Genomic DNA, 24,820 nt, shown 5'->3' on the forward strand with positions numbered 1-24,820 from the left:
GCCTTAGCTTTCGGTAGCGGATGCGCGGGTGGACAGGGCAGCGACGATGTCCTGCAGCTGCGCCACGCCGGCGGCACGGTCGGTGAGGTGGAGGCGGAGCACGGGACGTCCGTGCCCACCCAGGACCTGGGCGTCGCCTGCTGCCTGTGCGGCGATGAGTTCGCCAAAGCTGAAGGGCCGGTCCGGGATCCCCAGATCCTCGGCGGGGGTGGCGGTGACCTGGAGGAACACGCCAATGGCGGGACCGCCCTTGTGGAACTGGCCGGTGGAGTGCAGGAAGCGCGGACCCCAGCCGAACGTCACCGGACGGCCGGTCGCGGCGGCAAGTTCGTCCCGGATACCCTCCAGCCCGGCGAACGCCAGCCGGTCGAAGTACGCCTGTACGCTCAGGTAGCTGTCCGCGGCCAGGGTGCCCAGCAGGGCCTTGACGGCGCCCTCCGCCGTGGCGGCGTTTCCGAGCCAGTCCCCGCCGCGCACCTCAATGGCGCCGTCGACGAATGCCGCAGGCGTGGGCTCCGGCTGGGCGTCCAGCAGCCCACGCGCTGCCACCTTGGCGGCCTCAACGTCGGGCTGGTCGAAGGGGTTGATCCCCAGCAGGCGCCCGGCAACGGCGGTGGCGAACTCCCACACCATCATCTGGGTGGCAAGGCCGCCGGCAATGGCCACCTGGTTGTCACCGGGTTCGACGTCGGCATCCGCGGCGACGAGCCGCACCACCAGGACGTCGGGGGCACCGGAGGTTACCTCCGGGGCCTGCGGCCCCGCGACGACCGGCAGGATCCCGGTTCCCAGCTTGCCCGTGGACTCGGCGATGAGCTGCTCAGCCCAGTCCGCGAAGCCAACGATGCCGGAGCCGTCCTCGGCGATGACGACCTTGTTCCGCAGCGGGCTGGTTCCGCCCAGCGCGGCGCCCAGTGCCAACCCGATGTTTTCAGGGGCGTCGTCGTTGAGGATCTCGGCAGCTTCCTCGGCTTCGTCCAGGAATGCCTGGATGTCCACGCCGGCCAGGCCGGAAGGAACCAGGCCGAACGCTGTAAGCGCGGAGTAGCGGCCGCCCACGTTGGGGTCGGCGTTGAAGACGGCGCGGTAGCCGGCTTCGCGGGAGGCCTTGTCCAGCGGCGAACCCGGGTCCGTCACGATGATGATCCGGCTCTTGGCGTCCACGCCGGCCTCGGTGAAGGCATGCTCGAAAATCCGGCGCTGCGAGTCGGTCTCCAGGGTGGAGCCGGACTTGGACGAGACCACGATTGCGGTCTGGCCCAGCCGGTCCGCCAGGGCAGCCCGGACCTGGTCCGGGTCCGTGCTGTCCAGCACTGTCAGCTCGACGCCGGCGGTGCCCGCGATGACCTCAGGGGCCAGCGAGGATCCGCCCATGCCGCAGAGCACGATCCTGCTCACTCCCTCCGCGCGCAGGGCGTCGCGGAGTTCCAGGATGTCCTTGACCAAAGGCTGTGAGACTGTTGCCGCCTCCACCCACCCAAGGCGGATTGCCGACTCCGATTCGGCGTCGGGACCCCACAGGGTGTGGTCCTTGGCGAAGATCCGCGTGGCGACCCGGTCCTCCACCAGGGCGGGAAGGTGCTGTTCAAGCGCGTGCTGGGCAGCGCCGGTGGCGTCGAAGCTGAGAGTGCTCATAGGTGTTAGGAAGCCTTCCGTGCAGAGGCCAGGGCACCTTCGACGTCGGCCAGCAGTTCCTTCCAGCTGGCCACGAACTTGTCCAGGCCTTCGGTTTCAAGGAGTGCCACGACGTCGTTGTAGGAGACCCCGAGCTTTTCAAGGGCGTCGAGGGTTGCGTTTGCTTCGGCGTAGGTGCCGGTGATGGTGTCACCGGTAACCACGCCGTGGTCGAAGGTGGCATCCAGCGTCTTTTCCGGCATGGTGTTCACCACGCCGCGGGCCACGAGTTCGGTGACGTAAAGGGTGTCCGGGTAAGCAGGATCCTTCACACCGGTGGAAGCCCACAGGGGGCGCTGGGGGAGAGCCCCGGCGTCGGCCAGCAGCGCCCACCGTTCGGTGGCGAAGAGCTCTTCGTAGACCTGGTAGGCCAGGCGGGCGTTGGCCACGCCGGCCTTGCCCTTGAGGGCTTTTGCCTCGTCGGTGCCGATCTTGTCGAGGCGCTTGTCGATTTCCGTGTCCACGCGGGAGACGAAGAACGAGGCAACGGAGTGGATCTTCGAAAGGTCGTGGCCGTTCTCTTTGGCCTGTTCCAGGCCGGACTGGAATGCATTGATGACCGCGCGGTACCGCTCCAGCGAGAAGATAAGGGTCACGTTGACGCTGATGCCCTCGGCCAGTGTTGCCGTGATGGCTTCAAGGCCCTCGATGGTTGCCGGGATCTTGATCAGGACGTTGTCCTTGTTGACTCGCTGCGAGAGGTGCTTGGCCTCGGCGATGGTCCCTGCGGTGTCCCAGGCAAGGCGCGGGTCGACTTCGATGGAGACGCGGCCGTCAACGCCCTTGGTGGCAGCAGCCACGGGTGCAAACAGGTCGCAGGCATCGGCAACGTCGGTGGTGGTGATCTCGAAGATCGTGTCCTCCACGCTGGCGCCTTCTGCAGCCTTGCCGGCAATGATGTGGTCGTAGTCGGTGCCGGACGTGATGGCTGCGTGGAAGATGGACGGGTTGGTGGTCACGCCGACCACGTTCTTCTCTTCAATGAGCTTGCGGAGGGTGCCGGTCTGCAGGCGTCCGCGGGAAAGGTCGTCGAGCCAGATGGAGACTCCGGCGTCGGAGAGCTGCTGGGTGGGAGTAGTCATTTCTTGTATCTCCTAAAAGATGAGGGTTTCAGGCCTGGAGGCTGGAGATGGAGTCCTTGGCTGCGGCAGCCACTGCTTCTGCCGTGATGCCGAACTCCTGGAAGAGGCGCTTGTAGTCCGCGGAAGCGCCGTAGTGCTCAAGGCTCACGGAACGGCCGGCGTCGCCGACGAATTCCCGCCAGCCCAGGGCCAGTCCTGCTTCCACCGAAACGCGTGCCTTGACGGCGGCGGGCAGGACGGATTCGCGGTAGGCGGCGTCCTGCTTCTTGAACCACTCGACGCACGGCATGGAGACAACCCGGGCTGCGATGCCTTCGGCCTGGAGGGCTTCGCGCGCCTGGACGGCCAACTGGACCTCGGAGCCGGTGCCGATCAGGATCACGTCGGCCGGAACCGTGGCGCCGTCCTTCGAGGCCTCGGCCAGGACGTAGCCGCCCTTTGCAACACCTGCGGTGGAAGCGAACGTGTCGCCGTCGGCGTCGCCCGCGCCACGTTCCCAAGTGGGGATGTTCTGGCGGGTCAGGACGATGCCGGCAGGGTTGCTGTGGTTTTCGAGCATGGTCTTCCACGCAGCTGCCACTTCGTTGGCGTCGCCGGGGCGGACCACGTCCAGGCCAACGATGGCACGCAGCGAGGCGAGCTGTTCCACCGGCTGGTGGGTGGGGCCGTCTTCGCCCAGGCCGATGGAGTCGTGGGTCCAGACGTACAGCGACGGAACACCCATGAGCGCGCCGAGCCGGATGGCGGGGCGCTGGTAGTCGCTGAAGATCAGGAAGGTGCCGGAGAAGGCGCGGGTGTTGCCCGCCAGGCTGATGCCGTTCACGATCGAGGCAGCAGCGTGCTCGCGGATGCCGAAGTGCAGCACGCGGCCGTAGGGGTTGCCGGACCAGGCACCGGTCTGCTTGGAGGCCGGCACGAAGGACGGCGAGCCCTCGATGGTGGTGTTGTTGGACTCGGCGAGGTCGGCGGAGCCGCCCCAGAGTTCGGGCAGTACCGGGCCCAGCGCGTTCAGTACCTTGCCCGATGCTGCGCGGGTGGAAACGTCCTTGCCTGCCGGGAAGACCGGAAGGGCAGCGTCCACGCCTTCGGGAAGTTCCCTGGCCTCGATGCGCTGCAGCAGAGCCGCGCCTTCAGGGTTGGCTGCCTGCCAGGCATTGAAGGACTCTTCCCATTCCTTGCGGGCGGCGGCGCCACGGTCCACTACGGAGCGGGCGTGGGCCAGGACTTCCTGGTCCACATCGAAGGACTTGGACGGGTCGAAGCCCAGGACTTCCTTCAGCGCTGCGACTTCCTCGGCGCCGAGGGCGGAGCCGTGGATCTTGCCGGTGTTCTGCTTCTTGGGCGCCGGGTAGCCGATGATGGTGCGCAGGGAGATGATGGAGGGCTTGGAGGTCTCAGCCTTCGCTGCGAGCAGGGCCGAGTACAGCTCCTGCACATCTTCCTTGTATTCGCCCGTCTTGGTCCAGTCCACCCGCTGGGTGTGCCAGCCGTAGGCTTCATAGCGCTTCAGGACATCTTCGGTGAAGGCGATGTCGGTATCGTCCTCGATGGAGATGTGGTTCTCGTCGTAGATGACCACGAGATTGCCGAGTTCCTGGTGGCCGGCGAGCGAGGAAGCCTCGGCCGTGACGCCTTCCTGGAGGTCGCCGTCGGACGCAATGACCCAGATGGTGTGGTCGAACGGCGATTCGCCGGCGGGGGCATCAGCATCGAACAGGCCGCGCTGGCGGCGCTGGGAGTAGGCGAAGCCAACCGAGGAGGCCAGGCCCTGGCCCAGCGGTCCGGTAGTGATCTCCACGCCGGCGGTGTGCTTGTACTCCGGGTGTCCCGGGGTCAGCGAACCCCACGTGCGAAGCGCCTCCAGGTCCTTCAGTTCCAGGCCGTAGCCGGAGAGGAACAGCTGGATGTAAAGGGTCAGCGAGGTGTGGCCGGGGGACAGGACGAACCGGTCGCGGCCCAGCCACTGCGGATCGCGCGGGTCATGGCGCATCAGCTTCTGGAAAAGAAGGTAAGCGGCGGGGGCCAGGCTCATGGCGGTTCCGGGGTGGCCGTTGCCCACCTTCTCTACGGCATCGGCGGCCAGGACGCGGATGGTGTCCACGGCGCGCTGGTCCAAGCTGGTCCATGACAGTTCTTGCTCTTCCAAATGTGGCACGAAAACCGGGCCCCTCTCTGTGCTGATGGCGGCTGTACACCGGTTCCGTTTAAGGGCGCACTGCGTGGCGCCTGCTGCGGTGTGTACCAGCCGTTCACCATCGAAACGTTGATCCTTGCATTCAGTCACGGACAGCAGCGGGAATGCGTTTTCCACCGCTTTCTTGCTGCGTGCTGATCTGTTGACAGCTTAGCTCTTATCCATTCTGCGGGCGGCCCAAATCTCACGTTTTGGACGCAATTTCCCCTTTTGTGAATCACCGTCACGAAGGGTTGAGTTAATCTGCTCGAATGGGCCCGTGAGCAATCATCTGCGCATATGGCGGGGCCGGGACAGCGCCCGCGGCGCGGTATGATATTCGGAGGCCAACGCCGGGCGTGCATCCCTATCGCCGTCCGGGGTTTCCCGACTGTTGCACGCACCTGAAGCATTTCCTCCCTTCTTGCCGTGCCCGGGTCCGGGCCGCTCGACCGGAGCTGCACTGCCAGCCTCAACTGCCACACAGAACGGGTGACTGCCACCGTGAGCACAACAGATACGCCGCTGAACGCATCCCGGGCCTCCGGCGCCGGGTTTGCCCGTAAGGCCAAGGCGTATCTCGCCCTCACCAAGCCGCGCGTGATCGAACTGCTGCTGGTCAGCACCCTGCCCACCATGATTTACGCCCAGCGGGGCTTCCCATCCATCGGACTGATCCTCGCCACGCTGGTGGGCGGTGCCTTCGCTGCGGGCAGCGCCGGGGCCTTCAACTGTTACATCGACCGCGACATCGACAAGCTGATGCACCGCACGGAGAACAGGCCGCTGGTCACCGGTGAAGTCACCCCGCGCGAGGCGCTGGTCTTTTCCTGGCTGCTGGGTGCCGCCTCGATCGTGATCCTCTGGTTCGGAGCCAATCCGCTTTCCGCCTGGCTGGGGCTGGGTGCCATCTTCTTCTACGTGGTCATCTACACCATGATCCTCAAGCGGCGCACGGCGCAGAACATTGTCTGGGGCGGTGCAGCAGGCTGCTTCCCGGTGCTGATCGCGTGGGCTGCCGTCACCAACTCTGTTGAGTGGCCGGCGGTCGTCCTGTTCATGGTGATCTTCCTGTGGACCCCGCCACACTACTGGCCCCTGTCCATGCGTTACGGCGAGGACTACCGGAACGCCAACGTCCCCATGCTCGGTGCCATCGCCGGCGCCAAGGTGGTGTCCGTCCAGGTGGTCCTGTACGCCTGGGCCATGGTGGCCTGCTCCCTGCTAATGATTCCTGCGGGTGGGGCCGGTTGGGTCTACACCGTAACCGCAGTCCTGGCCGGCGCGTGGTTCCTCTATGAATCCCATGCCCTGTATTCGCGCGCCCACAGCGAGGACATCCCGGACAAGCGCGCCATGAAGGTCTTCCATGGCTCCATCAGCTACCTGACGCTGTTGTTCATCGCGCTGGCGGTGGACCCGTTCGTCGGGCATGCAATCATGGCCGGCTAGGCCCCGGGGCGCAGATCGCCGACGCACATCCCCGGCCCAAGCCCATCGGCGGCCCCCACCTGAGTGGTGGGGGCCGCCGTTTGCGTTAACCCGCGCAGGCTGCGCGTGCACGGAATCGAAACCGATATGACATTTTTGTCATATCGGTCACTTTAAGTGTCATCCATCATGACCAGCTGCTTACGGTGGGGTGGACCCTTCCCTCGATCAAAGGAAAAATCCATGGAAGTCCGTCCCTCCACAATTCCCGCCCCCAGCCACAGCCCGCCGGGAGGCCGGGGAAGCCGTGGCCGCTTCACCTTCCGCCGCCCGCCGTTTGCTGCCCATTTGGGCGCCGACGTACCCGCATCCCTGGTGGTGTTCCTCGTGGCCCTCCCGCTCTCGCTCGGCATCGCAGCCGCGTCGGGAGCCCCCGTCATGGCAGGCCTCATCGCTGCAGCCGTGGGCGGGATCGTGGCCGGAAGCCTGGGCGGCTCACCGCTGCAGGTGAGCGGACCCGCGGCCGGGCTGACCGTCGTCGTGGCCGGGCTGGTCCAGGAGTTCGGATGGCAGGTGACCTGCGCCATCACCGCGGCCGCGGGCGCCGTGCAGCTCCTGCTGGGCATCAGCCGCGTGGGCCGGGCCGCCCTGGCCGTCTCACCGGTGGTGGTCAAAGCCATGCTCGCCGGCATCGGTGTCACCATCATCCTGCAGCAGGTCCACGTGCTTCTCGGATCCCGGCCGGCAGGCTCGGCCCTCGAGAACCTTGCGGCACTGCCGGCAGCCATCACCAACCTGGAACTGCACGCGGCCCTGCTGGGACTGGCCGTCGTGGCAATCCTGCTGTGCTGGAAGTTTCTGCCCGCCACGGTCCGGCGTGTTCCGGGCCCCTTGGCCGCCGTCGCGGCAGGAACCGCACTGGCCGTGGCCTTTGCCCCCGGTGTTGAGCGCATCTCCCTTGATGGCTCCATTTTCGATGCCATCGCCCTGCCGCAGCTTCCGGACAGCAACTGGCGCGCGTTCGCTTTTGCCATCTTGACCATGGCCCTCATCGCCAGCATCGAGTCCCTCCTGTCGGCCGTGGCCGTGGACAAGATGCAGACCGGTCCGCGGACCAACCTGAACAGGGAGCTCATCGGGCAGGGCACCGCAAACATCGTTTCCGGGTCCCTGGGCGGCCTGCCCGTGACGGGCGTCATTGTCCGCAGCGCCACGAATGTGGAAGCGGGAGCGGCTTCCCGGACATCCGCAGTGCTGCACGGTGTCTGGGTTCTGGCTTTCTCTGCCCTCTTTGCCGGGTTGATCCAGCTGATCCCGCTGGCCGTCCTGGCCGGCCTGCTGGTGGTTATCGGCGCGCGGCTGATCAAGGTGGCGGACATCCGGACCAGCCTGCGCACGGGAGACCTCACCATTTACGCGGTTACCCTCATCTGCGTGGTGTTCCTGAACTTGTTGGAAGGAGTCATGATCGGCCTGGCCCTCGCCGCTGCCAGTGTGCTGTGGCGTGTTCTGCGGGCCCCCATCCAGGCGCACCGTCCCGCCGCACCGCCGTCGCCCTGGCGGGTGACCATCGCGGGATCATGCAGCTTCTTCGCGCTGCCAAAGCTCAACGGCGTCCTGCAGTCGGTGCCCGCCGGCGCGGACGTGGTGGTGGAGCTCAACGCCGACTATGTTGACCATTCCTTCCGGGAAGCCCTGTTGGCCTGGCAGCTCCAGCACCAGGCCGCCGGCGGCACGGTGAACCTTGAGGAGCACGGCAACACGGTGTTCCGGGACGCCGCCCACCAGGCTCCCCGGCGCGAGGAAGCCACCGAGTTGCCCCTTCCGCCAAGGAAGGAGCCGTTGTTGCAGGGCGTCAACAAATACCACCGCCGGTTTGCGCACCAGGTCCGTCCGCTGGTGCATGACCTGACGGAAGGACAGAACCCGGACAGCCTGTTCGTGGGCTGCATCGATTCGCGCGTCAATCCGAACCTGATCACCAGCAGCGGCCCGGGGGACCTGCTCACGCTGCGGAACATCGGCAACGTGGTGTGCGGCAATGGCCAGGACGCCTCAACGGATTCTGCCCTGTCCTTTGCCGTCAACGGCCTGGGAGTGCAGTCGGTCGCCATCTGCGGGCACTCCAACTGCGGCGCCATGAAGGCGCTGCTCGCAGAGGCCGGCGGCGAAGACAACAGTTCGCTTGGTCCGGCATTCGGACAGTGGCTGGACCACGCCCGGCCCAGCTACACGGAGCTGCTGGAAGGGCATCCGGTGGGCCGGCAGGCGGCGGCGGCGGGTTACGCCCGGGTGGACCAACTGGCGATGGTCAACGTGGCCGTGCAACTGGCCAAGCTGCAGGACCACCCGGTGACGGGCCCGGCGCTGGTGGAGGGAAAGGTGCAGGCAACGGGCCTCTTCTACGACATTGCCACCGCGCAGGTCCTGCAGATCACCGCCACGGGGATCCGGAACCTTGACCCGGCCGGCGGGTCCGGGCTTCGGATCAACGCCTTCGCTGAACGGTAATTTCCCGGGACGCCTGCAAGGCGGCGAAACATACAAAGGCGGTAAACGCAGGCGCCCCGGCCCCATCCCGGGCCGGGGCGCCTGCGCGCTGTACGGGTGGGCGGGCGCCTACTTCGCTGCCCTGGATGAGTCCACGGCACTGGAACGGGCGATGTCCCAGGCGTTGGTCGATGCCGCCATCAGCAGGGCCGCGCCGAGCATGTGGGCCGCTACCAGCAGCGCCGGAATACCGTTGTAGTACTGCGTAAACCCGATCACCGCCTGGAGCACGGTGACGCCCAGGAGGGCCAGGACGGCCGTCCGGAAGGGGCCCGTAATGCGGCGCCTGATGACCAGGACCAGGGCCACTACAGTCCCGGCAGTCACCAGGTACGCGGGCACGGCATGGATGTGGGAGAACAAATCCCAGTCCAGGTCGTTGCGGGGAGCATCGGCGTCACCGGCATGCGGGCCGGCCCCGGTGACCACCACACCGAGCATCACGGCGACGGCGGAGAAAAGCGCGACGGCGGCCGTCACCGGGCGCAGGGGTGCGGGCAGGGCGGCGGGCCGGGTGGCAAGGAAGCGGCCGGTCCGCCCGAAGGCACGGTTGACCAGCAGGGTGGCGAAGACCACCAGCGCCATGGAGACCAGGAAGTGCAGGCCCACCACCCACGGGTTGAGGTTGGTCAGCACGGTGACGCCGCCGATCACGGCCTGGGCGGGGATGCTGGCCAGCAGGCCCAGTGCCAGGAGGAAGAGGTCCTTGCGCTCCTTCCGGAGGTTCCACAGGTACACCAGCATCAGGGCGGCGACGGCGGCCAGCGCGAACGTCAGGAGCCGGTTGCCGAACTCGATGAAGCCATGGATGCCCATCTCCGGAGTGTTTACCAGGGAGTCGGAGGTGCAGCGGGGCCAGGTGGGGCAGCCAAGGCCCGATGCGGTGAGGCGGACGGCGCCGCCGGTGACCACCAGAAGCGTCTGGCCGATCAGGGAGGCGACGGCGAGGCGGCGGATGCGGACGTCCACGGTGCGTGGGAGCCGCGAGGCCAGGCGGCCGGCGAGCTGGGGGAGGCGTGAAGCCGTGGACACGGTTATCTCAATTCCACTTGAACCAACGGATGGCTGCGGCGCCGGCGATGACCGTCCAGAGCAGCAGGATGAGGGCGGCGCCGCCGTTCACGGCCCCGTCCAGGAAGGCGGCCCGCATCGATTCGCCCAGGGCGCCGGAGGGCAGGAAGTGCACGACTGCCTGCGCGGCGGCAGGCAGTCGCCCCGCGGGGATGACGATGCCGCCCATGGCGCCGAGGAGGATCCACAGCAGGTTGGTGATGGCCAGCGTGGCTTCCGGCCGGACTGTCCCGGCCACCAGCAGCCCCAGCGCGGTGAAAGCCGCCGCGCCCAGCGCGAGCAGCGCCAGCCCCGGGAGCCAGCCCGCCGCCGTCGGCTGCCATCCCAGGGCCAGGGCAACCACGCCAACCACCACCACCTGGAGGCACAGAACGGCCAGGACCGACAGGACTTTGCCGGCAATCAGGCCGCCGCGGCCCAAGGGGGTGGTGGACAGGAACCGGAGTACGCCGTAGCGGCGGTCGAAGCCGGTGGCGATGCCCTGGCCGGTGAAGGCCGTGGACATCGCACACAGGGCCAGGATTCCGGGAACGGCCACGTTGATGCGGCTGGATCCCATTCCGTCCAGGAACGGGGTGACCGTCAGGCCCACAAGTGCCAGCAGCGGCAGCACCACTGCCAGGATCAGCTGCTCGCCGTTCCGCAGCATTGTCAGTGCCTCGTACTTGCCCTGCAGCAGGACCCGGCGCAGCAGGGGCGCCGGCTGCTGGGCCTCCTGCATTGCTGCGGTGCTCATCGGATGTCCTTTCCCGAGATATCCAAAAAGACGTCTTCAAGGCTACGCGCCTGAAGGCTCATTGAGGCGGGCATGATTCCCTTCGCCTCCCACCACCGGGCCAGGGCGGAGAGGTGCCGGGGCGTCAGGGCGCCGGTGATGGTGTAGCTGCCGGCACGGGGTTCGGAAACGTCCACGTCATCCGGCAAAGCGGCTGCCAGGTCCAGCCCGGGCGGGGCTTCGAACACCAGCGTCCGGATGTGCCCGCCGTCCTGGTCCGCAACGGGGCTGCGCTGCAGCAGTTCCTGCACGGTCCCTTCGGCAACGTTGCGGCCGCCGTCGATGATGTACACGTAGTCCGCCAAGCGCTGGGCGTCGTCCATCAGGTGGGTGGTGAGGATGATCCCCATCCCACTGTCACGCAACTCGGCGATCAGGTCGAACACCAGCTGCCGGGACTGCGGGTCCAGTCCGGCGCTGGGCTCGTCCAGGAACAATACTTCGGGCCTGCCCACCAGGGCGGCGGCGAGTGCCAGGCGCTGTTTCTGGCCGCCGGACAGCCTGCGCACGCTGGTCCGGCTGAAGGAGTCGATGCCCAGCCTGCCCACCAGGTCTTCCAGCGGCCACGGGCGGGCGTACAGCCCGGCGATGTGCCGCAGCAGCGGCAGGGGCCGGGCCGACGGCGGGAGGCCGCCGTCCTGCAGCATCACGCCGACGCGGGACCGGAGGTCAGCGCCTGCCGCCGCCGGGTCCTGGCCCAGCAGCGAGATGGTGCCGCCACTGCGCTTTTGCAGGCCCTGGGCGCATTCGAGGGTGGTGGTTTTTCCGGCACCGTTGGCGCCGAGGAGGGCGGTTACCTGTCCGCGCTCGGCAACGAGTGAAACGCCGCTGACAACCCTGAGCATCTTTCCGTCCAGGCTGGAAAGGGGGCCGACGTCCTTGATGAGCCCATGGATGGACAGAACGGGGGACTGGGGGGATCGCACCACAGTATTCTACGGGATGTAGTATTTAGCACCGTCCCCCGGGCCTGTGCAGCTGCCTGGCATAGGTCAGCCTGCCCTTACTGGAGTGCGGGACTAAATTACGACATGATTGTGTTGTGTATTCCATGACCAACGCTACTGCCGTGCCTGCGCCCGTGCCTGCGCCCGGGCCTGTGGCTGATGCCGACGAGCGCACCCGGGACCGGGTCCTCGCTGCCGTCCTGGAGCACGGGCCCGTCAGCGCGGCCGAACTGGGCGACATGCTGGGATTCACCCCGGCCGCCGTCCGGCGCCACCTGGACCACCTCTCGCGTGCGGGCGTCATCGAGGTCAAGCGGGTGGCCAAGCCCGGCGCGGGTGCCGGCCGTCCGGCCCGCCGCTACGTCCTCAGTTCACAGGGCCAGTCCAGCCTGGGCAACGACTACCTGGACATCGCCGCCCTTGCGCTCCAGCAGCTGCAAAAGATGGCAGGCCCGGACGCGGTGCGCGCCTTCGCCGAGGAGCGCTTTGCGGACATGGAGCGGCGCTACGCACCCGAAATCGAGCAGGCCGGCCCGGACATCCGGGACCGCGCCACCGCACTCGCAGCGGCGCTGACCCGCGACAACTTCGTGGCCTCCGCTGCGTCCATCGAGGCAAAGGCACCGCTGCCCGCGGCGCTTTCCAGCGTGCAGCTCTGCCAGGGCCACTGCCCCATCCAGCAGCTCGCCGCCCGCTTCCCGGTGTTCTGCGACGTCGAGACCGAAGTCTTTTCAAGGCTGGTGGGCGTTGACGTCCGCCGCCTCTCCACGCTGGCCCGCGGCGGCCACGTCTGCACCACACATATTCCTACAGGCAGGCTGCCTGCCAAACCGGCCACGGTGCCGGCGGCAGCCCCCGCCAGCCTGGACGAAGTAATCAACCATCAGCAAGAAAGGCCGTGATGACGGACCAACTATCAGAGAAAGCAGTCGCCGAAAACACTGTGATCTCGGAGATTCTGGAAAAGAATCCCGAGCTCCACGGCATCGGCAACTACGAGTACGGCTGGGCTGACAAGAACGATGTCGGCGCCAACGCCCGCCGTGGGCTCAACGAAGAGGTAGTCCGGGACATTTCGGCGAAGAAGAGCGAGCCGGAATGGATGCTCGACCTGCGCCTGAAGGGCCTGAAGTATTTCGACCGCAAGCCCATGCCCACCTGGGGCGCGGACCTCTCCGGCATCGACTTCGACAACATCAAGTACTTCGTGCGCTCCACCGAGAAGCAGGCTGCCACCTGGGAAGACCTGCCCGAGGACATCAAGAACACGTACGACAAGCTGGGCATCCCCGAGGCCGAAAAGCAGCGCCTTGTTTCGGGTGTTGCCGCCCAGTACGAGTCTGAGGTTGTTTACCACCAGCTGCGGGAGGACCTTGAGCGGCAGGGTGTCATCTTCCTGGACACCGACACCGCGCTGAAGGAACACCCGGAGATCTTCCAGGAGTACTTCGGCACCGTCATCCCGGTAGGCGACAACAAGTTCGCCTCGCTGAACACCTCCGTCTGGTCCGGCGGCTCGTTCGTGTACGTCCCCAAGGGCGTCCACGTGGAGATCCCCCTGCAGGCCTACTTCCGCATCAACACGGAAAACATGGGCCAGTTCGAACGCACGCTGATCATCGCCGACGAGGACTCCTACGTCCACTACATCGAAGGCTGCACAGCGCCGATCTACACCTCGGACTCGCTGCACTCCGCCGTCGTGGAGATCATCGTCAAGAAGGGCGCCCGCGTCCGGTACACCACCATCCAGAACTGGTCGAACAACGTCTACAACCTGGTGACCAAACGTGCCATCTGCGAAGCAGGCGCCACCATGGAATGGATCGATGGAAACATCGGCTCCAAGGTCACCATGAAGTACCCGGCCGTGTACCTCGTAGGCGAAGGGGCCAAGGGCGAGACCCTGTCCATCGCCTTCGCCGGCGAAGGCCAGCACCAGGACACCGGCTCCAAGATGGTGCACATTGCGCCGAACACCAAGAGCTCGATCATCTCCAAGTCCGTTGCCCGTGGTGGCGGCCGCGCCGCCTACCGCGGCCTGGTCCAGATCCGGGAAGGAGCCAAGCACTCGGCCAACACCGTGCGCTGCGACGCCCTCCTGGTGGACACCATTTCCCGGTCTGACACCTACCCGTACATCGACATCCGCGAGGACGATGTCCAGCTGGGACACGAGGCCACCGTTTCCCGCGTCAGCGAGGAACAGCTGTTCTACCTCATGTCCCGCGGCATGCCCGAGGACGAGGCCATGGCCATGATCGTGCGCGGCTTCATTGAGCCGATCGCCCGCGAACTGCCCATGGAATACGCCCTCGAGCTGAACCGCCTCATCGAACTCCAGATGGAAGGATCCGTCGGTTAATGACTGCCGAAGCAACTACCGAAAAGGCGCGCGTCGGCGCACCGTCGATCGCCGGTTTCACCGAGGAGGGCGAGCACCTCGTCGCCTCCAAGGTGGACCGCCACCACAGCCACGGCACACAGGTCATGGCCTCCCGCGCCGAGCGGCTCACCAGCCATGACGTGGCCGATTTCGCCCTGCCCAACGGCCGGGAAGAGGAATGGCGCTTCACCCCGGTGCGTGAACTGGCCAACCTGCTGTCCGATACCCCGTCGGAGGCCGGCGCCCTTGGCGTTACGGTCGAGGCACCTGCAGCCGTGGTCCAGCGGACCCTCCGCGCAGGTGAGGCCCCCGTGGCGCCACCCTCGTCCCCGCCGACCGTGCCGCCGTCGTGGCTTCCGCGAACGCCGGCGACGCCCAGCTCATCTCCATCCCGGCGAACGCCGAGTTGGACGAGCCGGTGCGCCTGGTCCTGACCGGCAACGGCGCAGGCCGCCGGACCAACTCCCACGTGGTGATCGAAGCCGGAGTCAACAGCCGCTCCGTCGTGATCATCGAGCACGACGGCACCTCAGACCACAACGGCAACGTTGAGGTCCTGGTTCGCGAAGGCGCCCACCTCACGGTGGTTTCCCTGCAGCTCTGGGGGGACGACGCCAAGCACCTGGCACAGCATGACGCCGAGGTTGCCAAGGACGCCGTGTACAAGCACATTGCCGTAACTCTTGGCGGCAAGATCGTGCGCCTGAACTCCAACGTCCGCTTCGCCGGGGAAGGCGCCGAGACACAGCTCCTGGGCCTTTACTACGCCGATGCAGGCCAGCACCTGGAGCACCGTTCCTTCGTGGACCACAACGTGGCCAACTGCAAGTCCAACGTCCTCTACAAGGGCGCGCTGCAGGGCAAGGGTGCGCACACGGTCTGGGTTGGCGACGTGCTGATCCAGAAGCAGGCCGAGGGCACCGACTCCTACGAGAAGAACCAGAACCTGGTCCTGACTGACGGCTGCCGCGCGGACTCCGTGCCCAACCTCGAGATCGAGACCGGCCTGATCGAGGGTGCCGGCCACGCCAGCGCCACCGGCCGGTTCGACGACGAGCACCTGTTCTACCTGATGGCCCGCGGCATCCCCGAGGATGTTGCCCGCCGCCTGGTGGTCCGCGGCTTCCTGAACGAGATCATCCAGCAGATCAAGGTCCCGGCCCTCGAAGAGCGCCTGACCGATGCCGTGGAACGCGAACTCGCGGCAATCGACTACTAGAGACAGGCAGGCAGGAACGTATGAGCGGCAAACCCAAGGGTGAGCTGGTGTGCAGCGCCAATGACATCCAGGTCAAGCAGGCGCTGCGCATCCTGGTGGACGGCTACCCCGTAGCCGTGGTCCGGGACTCGATGGGGGACATCCACGCCATCGGTGACACCTGCTCGCACGCGGACATTTCCCTGTCCGAAGGCGACGTGGAAGGCTGCGCCATCGAGTGCTGGGGGCATGGTTCCCAGTTCGACCTGCGCAGCGGCCAGCCGCTCCAGCTCCCCGCCTACGATCCCGTGCCGGTCTTCGCCGTCGAACTCGACGGGGACGACGTCTACGTGGACGTCACCAACGTTTTGAACGGCGCAGCAGTAGACAACTACTGAGCGCCCGCAGCACCAGACTTACGAGCGAAAAGAAAGAAGAGCATGTCAACTCTTGAGATCAAGGACCTGCACGTCAGCATTGAGACGGAACAGGGCACCAAGGAGATCCTGAAGGGCGTCAGCCTGACCATCAGGACCGGCGAGACGCACGCCATCATGGGCCCCAACGGCTCGGGCAAGTCCACCCTCGCGTCCACCATTGCAGGGCACCCCCGTTACACCGTCACCCGTGGCACCATCACGCTGGACGGCGAAGACGTGCTGGCCATGAGTGTTGACGAGCGCGCCCGCGCCGGCGTCTTCCTGGCCATGCAGTACCCGGTGGAGGTTCCGGGCGTCACCATGACCAACTTCCTGCGCACCGCCAAGACCGCCATCGACGGCCAGGCGCCTGCCCTGCGCACCTGGACCAAGGACGTCAAGGCCGCCATGGAGAAGCTGCGCATCGACGCCGACTTCGCCCAGCGCAACGTCAACGAAGGCTTCTCCGGCGGCGAAAAGAAGCGCGTGGAGATCCTGCAGCTGGAGCTCTTCAAGCCCAAGTTCGCCGTCCTGGACGAGACCGACTCCGGCCTGGACGTGGACGCGCTCAAGATTGTGTCCGAGGGCGTCAACCGTGCGCACTCCGAGGGAAACATGGGAACGCTGCTCATCACGCACTACACCCGCATCCTGCGCTACATCAAGCCTGACTTTGTGCACGTGTTCGTGGACGGACAGGTTGTCGAGGAGGGCGGCCCCGAGCTGGCCGACCGCCTCGAGGAAGAAGGCTACGACCGTTACGCCAAGGGCGCCGGCGCAGCCACCATCGCGGCTGCCGCCGCAGCACAGGCCTAGTAAGGACTTGTCATGACCGAAATCAAGCCGGGCCGCACGGCCCTGGAGGACGTCGAAGAGGCGCTCAAGGACGTCATCGACCCTGAGCTTGGCGTCAACGTGGTGGACCTGGGCCTCCTGTACGGCCTGAAGTACTCCGATGACGACGGTGCGCTCCTGATCGACATGACGCTCACCACCGCAGCCTGCCCGCTCACCGACGTGCTCGAGGAGCAGGTGGGCCAGGCCCTGGACGGCGTCGTTGACGACTGGCGCCTCAACTGGGTCTGGATGCCGCCTTGGGGTCCCGAGCGGATCACCGATGACGGCAAGGACCAGATGAGGGCCCTTGGCTTCAACATCTAGAAAAAGTACGACGACGGCCGGTCACCTTTCCCGCGAAAGGTGACCGGCCGTCGTCGTACCCCGTTCCATCGAGGTTAGAGGGTGGCGGCGCTGAAGGTGTCGCACTGCTTGATGTCGCCGGTCTGGTAGCCCCGGCTGAACCACCGCTGGCGTTCCTCACTGGAGCCGTGTGTCCAGCCTTCGGGGGAGACACGTCCGGTGGCTGCCTTCTGGATCCGGTCATCGCCCACTGATGCGGCCGCCGACAACGCGTCGTTGACGTCCTGCTGGGTGAGCGGTTCCAGGTAGGGCTGCCCGGTGGACGGGTCCGGCGTGGTGGATGCGTACTTGGCCCACAGGCCTGCATAGCAATCCGCCTGCAGTTCCGTACGGACGGAACCGGACTCCGGTCCCTGCGGGTCCTGCTGCGCCCGCTGCAGATCGCCCAGCAGGTTCTGGATGTGGTGGCCGAACTCGTGCGCCACTACGTATTCCTGGGCCAGAGGTCCGCCTGAGGAACCGAACCGGTCCACGAGTTCCTGGAAGAAACCGGGATCAAAGTAGGCGGTAGTGTCCGTGGGGCAGTAGAAGGGCCCTACTTCGGAGGTTGCGGCCCCGCACCCGGTGTTGGTGCCGCCGCTGAAGATCACGGCCTCCGGGCGGGGGTACTGCACGTTGTACTGCTTCAGGTAGCCGGGCCAGAACGCATTGAGGCTGTTCACCGTGCCGGTGATCCGGCAGTCCAGGCGGGCATCGGCGTCCGCTCCGGTGGTGCAGGCCGGTGCCGTGCCCTGGGACTGTCCGCCGGCACCGTTGTCCACCAGCCCGCCGAGCATGTTCGGGTTGATTCCCAGCAGGAGCGCAACGAGCAGCACCAGGCCGCCGCCGATTCCGCCGCCGATTTTCACGCCGGTGCCCATGCCCCTACGGTCCTGGACCTGGGAAGGATCAAGCTGCACGTTGTCATTGAAACTCATATCGTCACAATACCCGCGGACCGGGGGCTCAACCCGTGGCGGCCGGTAAAGTTGGTCCGTGCCTTTCCTCGACAAGATCCAGCTCTGGGCTGGGCAACGGCCGCACGACACTGCCGTGGTGATCGCGGGCCGGCGACTGGACTGGGCGGAGCTGCTGGATGCCGCCGCGGGTCTGGTGCCGGAGATGAAGTCCGTCAGTACCCTGTGCGAGTCCAATTCGGTGGACTTTGCCGTGAAGTTCGCAGCCGCCGTGGCCGGCGGCCGCCAGTGCGCGGTCCTGGACCCTTCGTGGCCCGCACCGCTGCAGGAGGATATTGTCCGGCGGGTGGAGGCATGCGCCGTTCCGGCCCAGGTCTCCCCGGACGACGTGCTGGCCGACGGCCCGCCTGGCTCCAGCTTCCTCATCGGCCTCACTTCCGGCACTACGTCTGTACCCAAGGCGTTTACCCGCTCCCGGCGGTCATGGCAGCAGTCCTTCGACGCTTCAATCGAGTTTTTCGGGCTTCGCCAGGACGACGTCACCCTTGCGCCCGGGCCGCTGGCTGCCAGCCTGAACCTCTATGCCCTGGCCGAATGCCTCTACGCCGGATCCGAGTTCCAAACACTGGAGACGTTCGACGTCGGCGACGTCCACGCTGCCATCACCCACGACCGGGTCACCCGGCTGGTCCTGGTGCCCACCATGCTGCGGATGCTCAGCGAACGGGGGATGACAGGGTGCGTGGACGCCTCCGGAATCCGCACCATCATCTGTGCAGGCTCCAAACTCGATGCCCGCACCCTGGAAGCGGCACGGCGCTGGGCGCCGAACGCCACCATTTATGAGTACTACGGGGCCTCCGAGCTGAGCTTCGTCTCCGGCCTGGGCCTGGCCGCAGGACAGGTTCCGGCGGCGGGCGGTACGGGAATCGGGCGGCCCTTTCCCGGCGTGGACGTCCGGATCCTGGATGACGACGGCGGAGAGGTTCCGGATGGCGGCTACGGCAACATCTGCGTCCGCAGCGGCATGGTGAGCAACGGTTACCTGTGGGGCGACGACGGCGAGGCGCTGCGGTCCTTCGGCGACTGGTACACGGTGGGGGACCAGGGCTACCTTCTGGACGGCGAGCTGCACATCCTTGGCCGGCGCGCGGACATGATCCTTACCGCCGGAAGGAACGTCTACCCGCACGAGGTGGAACTGGCCCTGGCGGCAGTCCCGGGTGTGGCGGCAGCGGTGGCCGCCGGCGTGCCTGACGATCTGCGCGGCCAGCGCGTGGTGGCGGGAGTGGTTGCATCCCATGGCGGGCTGACGGCCACGCAGTTGCGCGCCGGCCTGGAGGACATCCTGTCCCGGCACAAGCGGCCCCTGCAGTACTACCTCCTGCCGGAACTTCCCACCACGGACCGCGGCAAGGTCAGCCGGAACCTGCTGCTGGAGTGGATCAACACCCGGGACCCCAGGGTACGGCCCCTTGGTGGCTGACGCGGTGCACGCTGAGCTCCTGCCGCCGGACCGCCAGCCGGTGATCATCGCCGCCCGCCGCACCCCGGTGTGCCCGGTCAACGGAGCCCTGCGCACCCTGCGGGCACATCAACTCCTGGCCCCGGTGCTGCGCGCGCTCGTCTCCGAACTGTCCCTGGAGCCGGAGTCCGTTTCCGACGTCGTGATCGGCAACGCGGTGGGCGGCGGCGGAAACGTGGCCCGGTTGGCCTTGCTGGAGGCGGGTCTGCCCGTCACCGTACCCGGGATCACCGTGGACCGGCAGTGTGGCTCAGGACTGGACGCCATCGTCCTCGCCGCCCGGCTCGTGGCGGCAGGTGGCAGTCCCGTTTACCTGGCTGGGGGAGTGGAGAGCACCAGCACCGCGCCCCTGCGCGCCAACCGGAGGTACGACGGCAGCCCGGAGTTTTACGCCCGCGCCCAGTTTGTGCCGGCCAGCTACGGCGATCCGGACATGGGTACCGCCGCGGAAACGGTAGCCGCGGAATACGGCGTCGGCAGGGACCGCCAGGATGCCTTCGCCCTTGCCAGCCACCGGAAGGCCCTCACGGCGACCCGGGACGGGCGTTTCGCGGGCGAACTCGTGCCACTGGCCACCACTGCCGGGACCGTCTCCGTCGATGGCGGGCCGCGGGCCGGCCTGACCCCCGCCATCATGGCAAGGTTCCCGGCCGCCTTCGTGCCGGGAGGAACCGTTACCGCCGGAAACTCCTGCTTCGACGCGGACGCCGCCGCCGCCGTCGTCATCACCTCCCTGGAGCGTGCACGCCGGCTGGGAGCACGCGACGGCCTGGTGGTGCGCGGCACCGGCACAGCCGGCGTGGCCCCCCAGGTACTGGGGATCGGTGCTGCCCCTGCCGCGCGGGAGGTGCTGGCCCGTGCCGGGGTGTCAGCCGGCGAGGTGGACCTGGTGGAATTCAATGAGGCGTTCGCGTCGCAGGCACTTGCCTGCCTGGACCAGCTTGGCATCGATCCCGAGCGGGCAAACCTCGACGGCGGTGCGCTGGCCCTGGGGCATGCCTACGGTGCGTCCGGGGCCGTCCTGGTGACGCGGCTGCTGGCCCAGGCGAGGGGCGCCGGCACGCCGGGAACCCTGGGTCTGGCGATGATCAGCATGGCGGGCGGCATGGGGACCGCGGCACTGCTGGAGTACCGGCAGCTGGCGCCAGCCTGATCTTCAGGGGGCTGTGTCAGTCCTCGGCCTCGCCGAGGCCGCGGGCGGCGAGCGCTTCGCCGGTTTGGCGGGCGTAGGCCACGGAGGTGATGAACACGGGCAGGATCAATGCGCGCGGGTTGCGCTCCAGGCCCCGTGCCCGGGCGGAATCGCGGACGTCGGCGAACGTGCCGGCAATGAACGGGATGCTGCGGAGCATGATGCCAATAGTCAGGGCGAAGCGTTCAGGATCGGCGCCGAGCCTCCTGAACGGACGCGCCAGCCGGACAACGCCATCCAGGAGCTGTTGAATGGGTGTGGTGGCGGTGAGCAGGGACGCCGCCACCACGCAGACCAGGATGTTCAGGACGATCCGCGCCGCAGCGGGGCCGCCGAGCTGCCACCACTGGAAGAACCCGATGGCCAACAGCACTGGAGCCAGCGGCCGGACGGCTCCCCAGATCCGTCTCGCGCCGGCGCCTGCCAACAGGAACAGTCCGGTGAGCATGGCCAGCACGGCAGCGGAGATGCGCCAATCCACGATGACGAAGGACGCCAGGCCGCAGGCAAACACAAGCCCGAACTTCAGCGCCAGCGGTGCGCGGTGAAGGAGGGAGTTGCCTGGCACGTAATTGGCCAGGAGGAATCCGTGGCCCCTCACGGGGCGTCCCTGCCTGCCGGATTCAGCCCCTGCAGGCACCACGAACGGTAGGCTGCCACGGCTTCGCCAGGGGCGCCGTCAAATGCCACGCGGCCTGCTTCGATGACCAGGACGCGGTCCATTTCCAGTGCCAGGTCCAGGTCATGGGTGGACATGATGATCTGCTGGTCCAGGTTGGCCAGCGTCCGGCGGAGCAGCTCACGGTTGCGCAGGTCAAGGAGGGTGGAGGGTTCATCCAGGACCAGGACCGCAGGGTTCACTGCGAGCACGGCGGCGAGCGCCATGAGCTGGCGCTCACCGCCGGACAGCTCGTAGATGCTCTGGTCGGCCAGGTGCAGGAGCCCCAGCCGTTCGAGCGCCGCGTCGGCCTGGCGGCGCCGCTCGGGGCCGTTTTTCACGGAACGGCGCAGGGACAGCTCCACATCCTCCCTGCCGGTGGGCATCACCAGCTGGGAGAGGGGATCGGTGAAGACGAAGCCGACGTTCCGCCTGACTTTCCGCACGGCACGCACTGTATCGTCGCCGTCGACCGTCACCGTGCCGGTGGTGGGCTGGATGAGCCCGTTGACCAGGCGCAGCAGCGTTGACTTCCCCGAGCCGTTGGCGCCGATGACGCCCACGCGTGCCTCCTCCAGCCGGAGGGTCACCGCGTCAAGGAGGACTTTGGGCTGTGCGGAGTTCTCCGTTTCGACGGCGACGGACGCCTGGTCAAAGGTCACTGCGGGCATGGCGGGAGGTCCTAGGCGCTTTCGGACGCGGCGGTACGCCGGCGCACGCGGCGGACCAGGACGTCGGGGAAGGCGCGGTGAAGGGCGACGGCGATCGCGGCGGCGAGGACATTCTTGATGATGTCGCCCGGGTAGAAGACCAGGTCGCCCAGGAAGGCCTGCTCCAGGGTGGCCTTGGAGTTCAGCGCGATGCCCAGGATGCCCAGCGAGTGCACAACCACGATGCTCGTGGCCGTGGCAGCCACGAAGAACCAGAGGGCGCGGGCCTTGGTGGTGCGTTTGATCACCACGGTGGCCAGCCATCCCACGACGCCTGCGGCGATGGGGAAGGCGATGATGTAGCCGGCCGAGGGTCCGGCGAGGATGCCCAGGCCGCTGCGGCCCTGGCTGAAGATGGGCAGGCCGGCCAGGCCAAGGAGCGTGTAAAGCCCGACGGCGGCGAACCCGCGGGCGGGGCCCAGCACCAGTCCGGTGAGCATGACGGCCAGGGTCTGGAAGGTGATGGGGACGCCGAAGCCGTTCAGGGCCAGTCCGGGCACCAGGGCTGCGCCGGCCACGAGGGCGGCAAAAACGGCGATCAGCCCAAGGTCAGTGCCGTTCCAGCGGCGGCGCTCCGTCCGCGGGCTGTTCTTAGGGGTGGTCTCGGTATTGCTCATGGTGGTCCTGTCGGGGTTGTACAAGCGGAATCTAATGTACAGCCGACGCTACCGGGGTGGAACACCGCCCATTTTGTAGGGGATCTACTAAACCGGGCCGCGCCTGCCTCGGGCTGGGCACAAAGAGCCCTCGGTCACGGGTCTTGTCGCTTCTTCCGGCGCGTGAGGCCCCCACTGTTGATCGTACCGACGAGGCTCCTATCCACTGGTGGCTGCACCTCTTCCACCGAACGGTTGTCAGACTTTGTTGCGGGAGTATCCCGGCTTCTGGGTCTCGGGGGAGAACCCCAGGAGCAGGTGACGACACCGGCGGCGCCAGGGCGTGGCCCCCGTCCTACCGGCCTCACGTCGAATCGTGTAGGCGCCGCAGGCGCAGCTGGCCGGCGCGCATCCCACTGCCATGCCGGCGTACCTTGGTCCTCATGCCCCCATCTGCTCCGACGTCTCGAAACCGTCCAGAAAACCACCGGTTTTGAGACGATTTGATGTGTAGCGGTTAGGGCACCCCTGATTCTGTTGATCGAAGCAACACCCAATCCAGGGAGTTCCTTCGATGTATCAACAGTTCGATTCGCCCACCGGTGTCAGGTTTCTTGCTCTCATAAAGGAGGGCAAGAGTTTCAGAGAATCAGTACGGGTGACCGGAGTCGGTAAGGAGACGGGTTACCGGTGGCTGCGTGATGAGTACCTCCGATTCCGCAGCAAAGGCCTCGACCACGTAGCTGCCCAGGTCGAACTGGGATTCACGTCACGCAATGCCGAGAAATGGAACGAACGCTTCCTGAGAAGCTCCGGGCGCCATCACTTCCAAGTCGACCCAGCTGTTGAGGAAGCGTTCTGGTCCTCATACTCCACCGGCATGAGCGTATTGGCTGCTGCAACATCAGCAGGCGTAAAGCACACGACAGGGTACCGGTGGGTCTACCGGCGTTTCATCGCTCTGCGAAGTGGACTTCCGCTGGCAGAGGTTGTCGATGCGTTACGACTGTCCCCGGGGACAACCGTTAGATGGGAAGCCCAACGGAGAAAAGAACTGGAAGCCGAAAAAGCACGTCTGCTGAAAGCCGAGCGGGAAGCGATTCGGACCGCGAGGATCGTTGCCGAGAGGGTTGCAGCTCCTTTGTCTCCAGCAGAAAAGCGACGCGCGTTACGGGAGACACGATATTGGGAGTTGGTGGGCTCCGGTGCTTCCAATGCTGCCGCCTGCAGGATGTTGGGCGTGAGCAGGGTTATCGGGACAAGGCTTCGGAACCAGAGGGCGCAACAGCCACGGGCCAGCCTCAAACCACCATCGGGCAGGTACTTGTGCCTGCGCGAGAGGCTTCAAATGGCGGACCTGCTCCGCTTGGGATGTTCTCTGCGGCAAATTGGCAGGGAGCTGGGGAGGCATGCCTCGACCATCAAACGGGAGCTTGACCGGCACCGTGATCCCCGGGGGCGCTACTTGCCCCATATCGCCGATCACGAAGCGCGCAGCCAGCGACGTCGGCCGAGGGATCGGAAATTGCACGCTAATCCACGCCTGCACGCACTGGTGCAAACAAAGCTAACCAGTCACTGGTCGCCGGAGCAGATCTGCGGGTGGTTGGCGCTGGAATTTCCCGCTGAACCAGCGCTGCGGCTCTGTCCGGAGACAATCTACCAAGCACTATTGTTCGGCGATCATGGCGGGCTAAGAACGGCTGGCAAGCCACGCCTGCGCACAGGGCGAAAGATTCGTAAGCACCGCTGGCGGACAGGATCAGGTCATGGTTCCGTCGTGAAGAACATGACGATGATTCACGAAAGACCGCCAGAGGTTGATGCCAAAGAAGAGGCCGGCCACTGGGAAGGTGACCTCATCGTGGGGGTTGGTTCCGCATCCGCTATGGTCACCTTACGGGAACGAAAGACCCACTACGGAATCATCATCAACCTTCCGCACGGACACACCGCAGCGCAGACCAACCAAGCGATCATCGCTGCCTTCTCAGGCTTGCCGGCTCACCTGAAGCAGACACTGACTTGGGACCAAGGCGTGGAAATGGCCCGTCATCAGGAATTAGCGGCCGCTACCGGACTGCGGATCTACTTCGCGGAGCGGTCCAGCCCCTGGCAACGCGGCGCGAATGAGAACTTTAATGGCCTCGCGCGCCAATACTTCCCAAAGGGTACGGATCTCTCCGTCCATTCAGAGGTCCACGTCAAACAGGTCTGCGTCGAGCTGAACAGCAGGCCACGCAAAAGCCTCGGCTACCTCACTCCGGCAGCAATCTTTCAATTCTCGACGGACGGATAGGCTCCCGCGCCAAGAGCCTCCAGCTGCCGACTGGCGAC

At 66.5% G+C, this 24,820-nt stretch carries 20 protein-coding genes and 1 pseudogene; 11 read left to right on the plus strand and 10 right to left on the minus strand.

The genetic code is table 11. The features are described from left to right. Nucleotides 1-3: 3 nt before the first annotated feature. From OUO20_RS06540 to tkt, 3 genes are read right to left on the minus strand one after another with little or no spacing between them, the layout of a single operon-like run. A complete protein-coding gene (locus tag OUO20_RS06540) occupies nucleotides 4-1,635 on the minus strand; it encodes a glucose-6-phosphate isomerase (protein WP_268003117.1) in 1,632 nt (543 codons plus the stop codon). A gap of 5 nt (nucleotides 1,636-1,640) precedes the next feature. Further along, nucleotides 1,641-2,756, minus strand: coding sequence for a transaldolase (tal, locus tag OUO20_RS06545; RefSeq protein WP_018772119.1), 1,116 nt, complete (start codon nucleotides 2,754-2,756; stop codon nucleotides 1,641-1,643). 28 nt (nucleotides 2,757-2,784) lie between these two features. After that, a complete protein-coding gene (tkt, locus tag OUO20_RS06550; RefSeq protein ID WP_026266206.1) occupies nucleotides 2,785-4,902 on the minus strand; it encodes a transketolase in 2,118 nt (705 codons plus the stop codon). A 519-nt stretch (nucleotides 4,903-5,421) separates the two neighbouring features. Between tkt and OUO20_RS06555 the strand changes: the two genes are divergently transcribed. Together OUO20_RS06555 and OUO20_RS06560 are read left to right on the plus strand one after the other, a co-directional pair. Further along, nucleotides 5,422-6,381, plus strand: a complete 960-nt coding sequence (locus OUO20_RS06555; RefSeq protein ID WP_018772117.1) for a heme o synthase — start codon at nucleotides 5,422-5,424, stop codon at nucleotides 6,379-6,381. Between the two features lie 222 nt (nucleotides 6,382-6,603). Further along, entirely contained in the window at nucleotides 6,604-8,871 is a 2,268-nt protein-coding gene (locus OUO20_RS06560) for a SulP family inorganic anion transporter (protein ID WP_018772116.1), read from the plus strand. 108 nt (nucleotides 8,872-8,979) lie between these two features. Here OUO20_RS06560 and OUO20_RS06565 read toward each other — a convergent pair whose 3' ends face one another. Genes OUO20_RS06565 through OUO20_RS06575 form a run of 3 tightly spaced genes read right to left on the minus strand, consistent with a single transcriptional unit; the run spans nucleotide 8,980 to nucleotide 11,682 of the window. Further along, nucleotides 8,980-9,942 (minus strand): COX15/CtaA family protein, encoded by a 963-nt coding sequence (locus tag OUO20_RS06565; RefSeq protein ID WP_018772115.1) that lies wholly within the window; start codon nucleotides 9,940-9,942, stop codon nucleotides 8,980-8,982. 7 nt (nucleotides 9,943-9,949) lie between these two features. Then, nucleotides 9,950-10,717 (minus strand): ABC transporter permease, encoded by a 768-nt coding sequence (locus OUO20_RS06570; protein WP_018772114.1) that lies wholly within the window; start codon nucleotides 10,715-10,717, stop codon nucleotides 9,950-9,952. Then, nucleotides 10,714-11,682 (minus strand): ABC transporter ATP-binding protein, encoded by a 969-nt coding sequence (locus OUO20_RS06575; protein WP_056390246.1) that lies wholly within the window; start codon nucleotides 11,680-11,682, stop codon nucleotides 10,714-10,716. Before OUO20_RS06575 ends, OUO20_RS06570 begins: the two co-directional genes overlap by 4 nt. A 125-nt stretch (nucleotides 11,683-11,807) precedes the next feature. Between OUO20_RS06575 and OUO20_RS06580 the strand changes: the two genes are divergently transcribed. From OUO20_RS06580 to OUO20_RS06605, 6 genes and pseudogenes are all read left to right on the plus strand, one after another. Continuing rightward, entirely contained in the window at nucleotides 11,808-12,605 is a 798-nt protein-coding gene (locus OUO20_RS06580; protein ID WP_268003118.1) for a helix-turn-helix transcriptional regulator, read from the plus strand. After that, nucleotides 12,605-14,068 carry a Fe-S cluster assembly protein SufB gene (gene sufB, locus OUO20_RS06585; protein ID WP_018772111.1) on the plus strand — a complete coding sequence of 488 codons (1,464 nt, stop codon included), beginning with the start codon at nucleotides 12,605-12,607 and terminating at the stop codon, nucleotides 14,066-14,068. The genes OUO20_RS06580 and sufB overlap by 1 nt, the downstream gene beginning before the upstream one ends. Then, nucleotides 14,068-15,308: pseudogene (gene sufD, locus OUO20_RS06590) on the plus strand (Fe-S cluster assembly protein SufD). Before sufB ends, sufD begins: the two are co-directional and overlap by 1 nt. A 20-nt stretch (nucleotides 15,309-15,328) precedes the next feature. Then, nucleotides 15,329-15,685 (plus strand): non-heme iron oxygenase ferredoxin subunit, encoded by a 357-nt coding sequence (locus OUO20_RS06595; RefSeq protein ID WP_018772109.1) that lies wholly within the window; start codon nucleotides 15,329-15,331, stop codon nucleotides 15,683-15,685. Nucleotides 15,686-15,727: 42 nt separating this feature from the next. Then, nucleotides 15,728-16,522: a Fe-S cluster assembly ATPase SufC gene (gene sufC, locus OUO20_RS06600; protein WP_018772108.1), complete on the plus strand. Its 795-nt coding sequence runs from the start codon at nucleotides 15,728-15,730 to the stop codon at nucleotides 16,520-16,522. 12 nt (nucleotides 16,523-16,534) lie between these two features. Continuing rightward, nucleotides 16,535-16,867 (plus strand): metal-sulfur cluster assembly factor, encoded by a 333-nt coding sequence (locus OUO20_RS06605; protein WP_018761278.1) that lies wholly within the window; start codon nucleotides 16,535-16,537, stop codon nucleotides 16,865-16,867. A 74-nt stretch (nucleotides 16,868-16,941) separates the two neighbouring features. Here the strand turns inward: OUO20_RS06605 and ypfJ are convergent, their stop codons facing one another. After that, a complete protein-coding gene (gene ypfJ / locus OUO20_RS06610; RefSeq protein ID WP_056390249.1) occupies nucleotides 16,942-17,823 on the minus strand; it encodes a KPN_02809 family neutral zinc metallopeptidase in 882 nt (293 codons plus the stop codon). Between the two features lie 58 nt (nucleotides 17,824-17,881). Here ypfJ and OUO20_RS06615 point away from each other — a divergent pair, with 58 nt between their 5' ends. Continuing rightward, on the plus strand, nucleotides 17,882-19,288 hold the full coding sequence (locus OUO20_RS06615; protein WP_268003119.1) for a class I adenylate-forming enzyme family protein: 1,407 nt from the start codon (nucleotides 17,882-17,884) through the stop codon (nucleotides 19,286-19,288). Next, the gene (locus tag OUO20_RS06620) at nucleotides 19,281-20,480 is read left to right on the plus strand and encodes a thiolase family protein (protein WP_268003120.1); all 1,200 of its coding nucleotides are present in this window, start codon (nucleotides 19,281-19,283) and stop codon (nucleotides 20,478-20,480) included. Before OUO20_RS06615 ends, OUO20_RS06620 begins: the two co-directional genes overlap by 8 nt. Before the next feature lie 16 nt (nucleotides 20,481-20,496). On the opposite strand, the gene OUO20_RS06625 is transcribed toward OUO20_RS06620, so the two are convergent. The 3 genes from OUO20_RS06625 to OUO20_RS06635 are packed head-to-tail and all read right to left on the minus strand — an operon-like array spanning nucleotide 20,497 to nucleotide 22,504. After that, nucleotides 20,497-21,120, minus strand: a complete 624-nt coding sequence (locus OUO20_RS06625; RefSeq protein ID WP_144599714.1) for an energy-coupling factor transporter transmembrane component T family protein — start codon at nucleotides 21,118-21,120, stop codon at nucleotides 20,497-20,499. Then, nucleotides 21,117-21,848, minus strand: coding sequence for an energy-coupling factor ABC transporter ATP-binding protein (locus tag OUO20_RS06630; RefSeq protein ID WP_018772103.1), 732 nt, complete (start codon nucleotides 21,846-21,848; stop codon nucleotides 21,117-21,119). Before OUO20_RS06630 ends, OUO20_RS06625 begins: the two co-directional genes overlap by 4 nt. 11 nt (nucleotides 21,849-21,859) lie before the next feature. Further along, the gene (locus tag OUO20_RS06635) at nucleotides 21,860-22,504 is read right to left on the minus strand and encodes a biotin transporter BioY (RefSeq protein WP_018772102.1); all 645 of its coding nucleotides are present in this window, start codon (nucleotides 22,502-22,504) and stop codon (nucleotides 21,860-21,862) included. A gap of 553 nt (nucleotides 22,505-23,057) precedes the next feature. Between OUO20_RS06635 and OUO20_RS06640 the strand changes: the two genes are divergently transcribed. Continuing rightward, the gene (locus OUO20_RS06640) at nucleotides 23,058-24,782 is read left to right on the plus strand and encodes an IS30 family transposase (protein WP_268003121.1); all 1,725 of its coding nucleotides are present in this window, start codon (nucleotides 23,058-23,060) and stop codon (nucleotides 24,780-24,782) included. Nucleotides 24,783-24,820 lie beyond the last annotated feature (38 nt).

The organism is Arthrobacter sp. FX8 (genome assembly GCF_026723805.1).
Taxonomy (GTDB): domain Bacteria; phylum Actinomycetota; class Actinomycetes; order Actinomycetales; family Micrococcaceae; genus Arthrobacter.

Coding starts and splice junctions, on each gene's coding strand:
- OUO20_RS06640 (WP_268003121.1), top strand. CDS start 23,058: ATGTATCAACAGTTCGATTCGCCCACCGGTGTCAGGTTTCTTGCTCTC.
- OUO20_RS06605 (WP_018761278.1), top strand. CDS start 16,535: ATGACCGAAATCAAGCCGGGCCGCACGGCCCTGGAGGACGTCGAAGAG.
- OUO20_RS06635 (WP_018772102.1), bottom strand. CDS start 22,504: ATGAGCAATACCGAGACCACCCCTAAGAACAGCCCGCGGACGGAGCGC.
- sufB (WP_018772111.1), top strand. CDS start 12,605: ATGACGGACCAACTATCAGAGAAAGCAGTCGCCGAAAACACTGTGATC.
- tal (WP_018772119.1), bottom strand. CDS start 2,756: ATGACTACTCCCACCCAGCAGCTCTCCGACGCCGGAGTCTCCATCTGG.
- OUO20_RS06580 (WP_268003118.1), top strand. CDS start 11,808: ATGACCAACGCTACTGCCGTGCCTGCGCCCGTGCCTGCGCCCGGGCCT.
- OUO20_RS06570 (WP_018772114.1), bottom strand. CDS start 10,717: ATGAGCACCGCAGCAATGCAGGAGGCCCAGCAGCCGGCGCCCCTGCTG.
- OUO20_RS06630 (WP_018772103.1), bottom strand. CDS start 21,848: ATGCCCGCAGTGACCTTTGACCAGGCGTCCGTCGCCGTCGAAACGGAG.
- OUO20_RS06540 (WP_268003117.1), bottom strand. CDS start 1,635: ATGAGCACTCTCAGCTTCGACGCCACCGGCGCTGCCCAGCACGCGCTT.
- sufC (WP_018772108.1), top strand. CDS start 15,728: ATGTCAACTCTTGAGATCAAGGACCTGCACGTCAGCATTGAGACGGAA.
- ypfJ (WP_056390249.1), bottom strand. CDS start 17,823: ATGAGTTTCAATGACAACGTGCAGCTTGATCCTTCCCAGGTCCAGGAC.
- OUO20_RS06595 (WP_018772109.1), top strand. CDS start 15,329: ATGAGCGGCAAACCCAAGGGTGAGCTGGTGTGCAGCGCCAATGACATC.
- OUO20_RS06560 (WP_018772116.1), top strand. CDS start 6,604: ATGGAAGTCCGTCCCTCCACAATTCCCGCCCCCAGCCACAGCCCGCCG.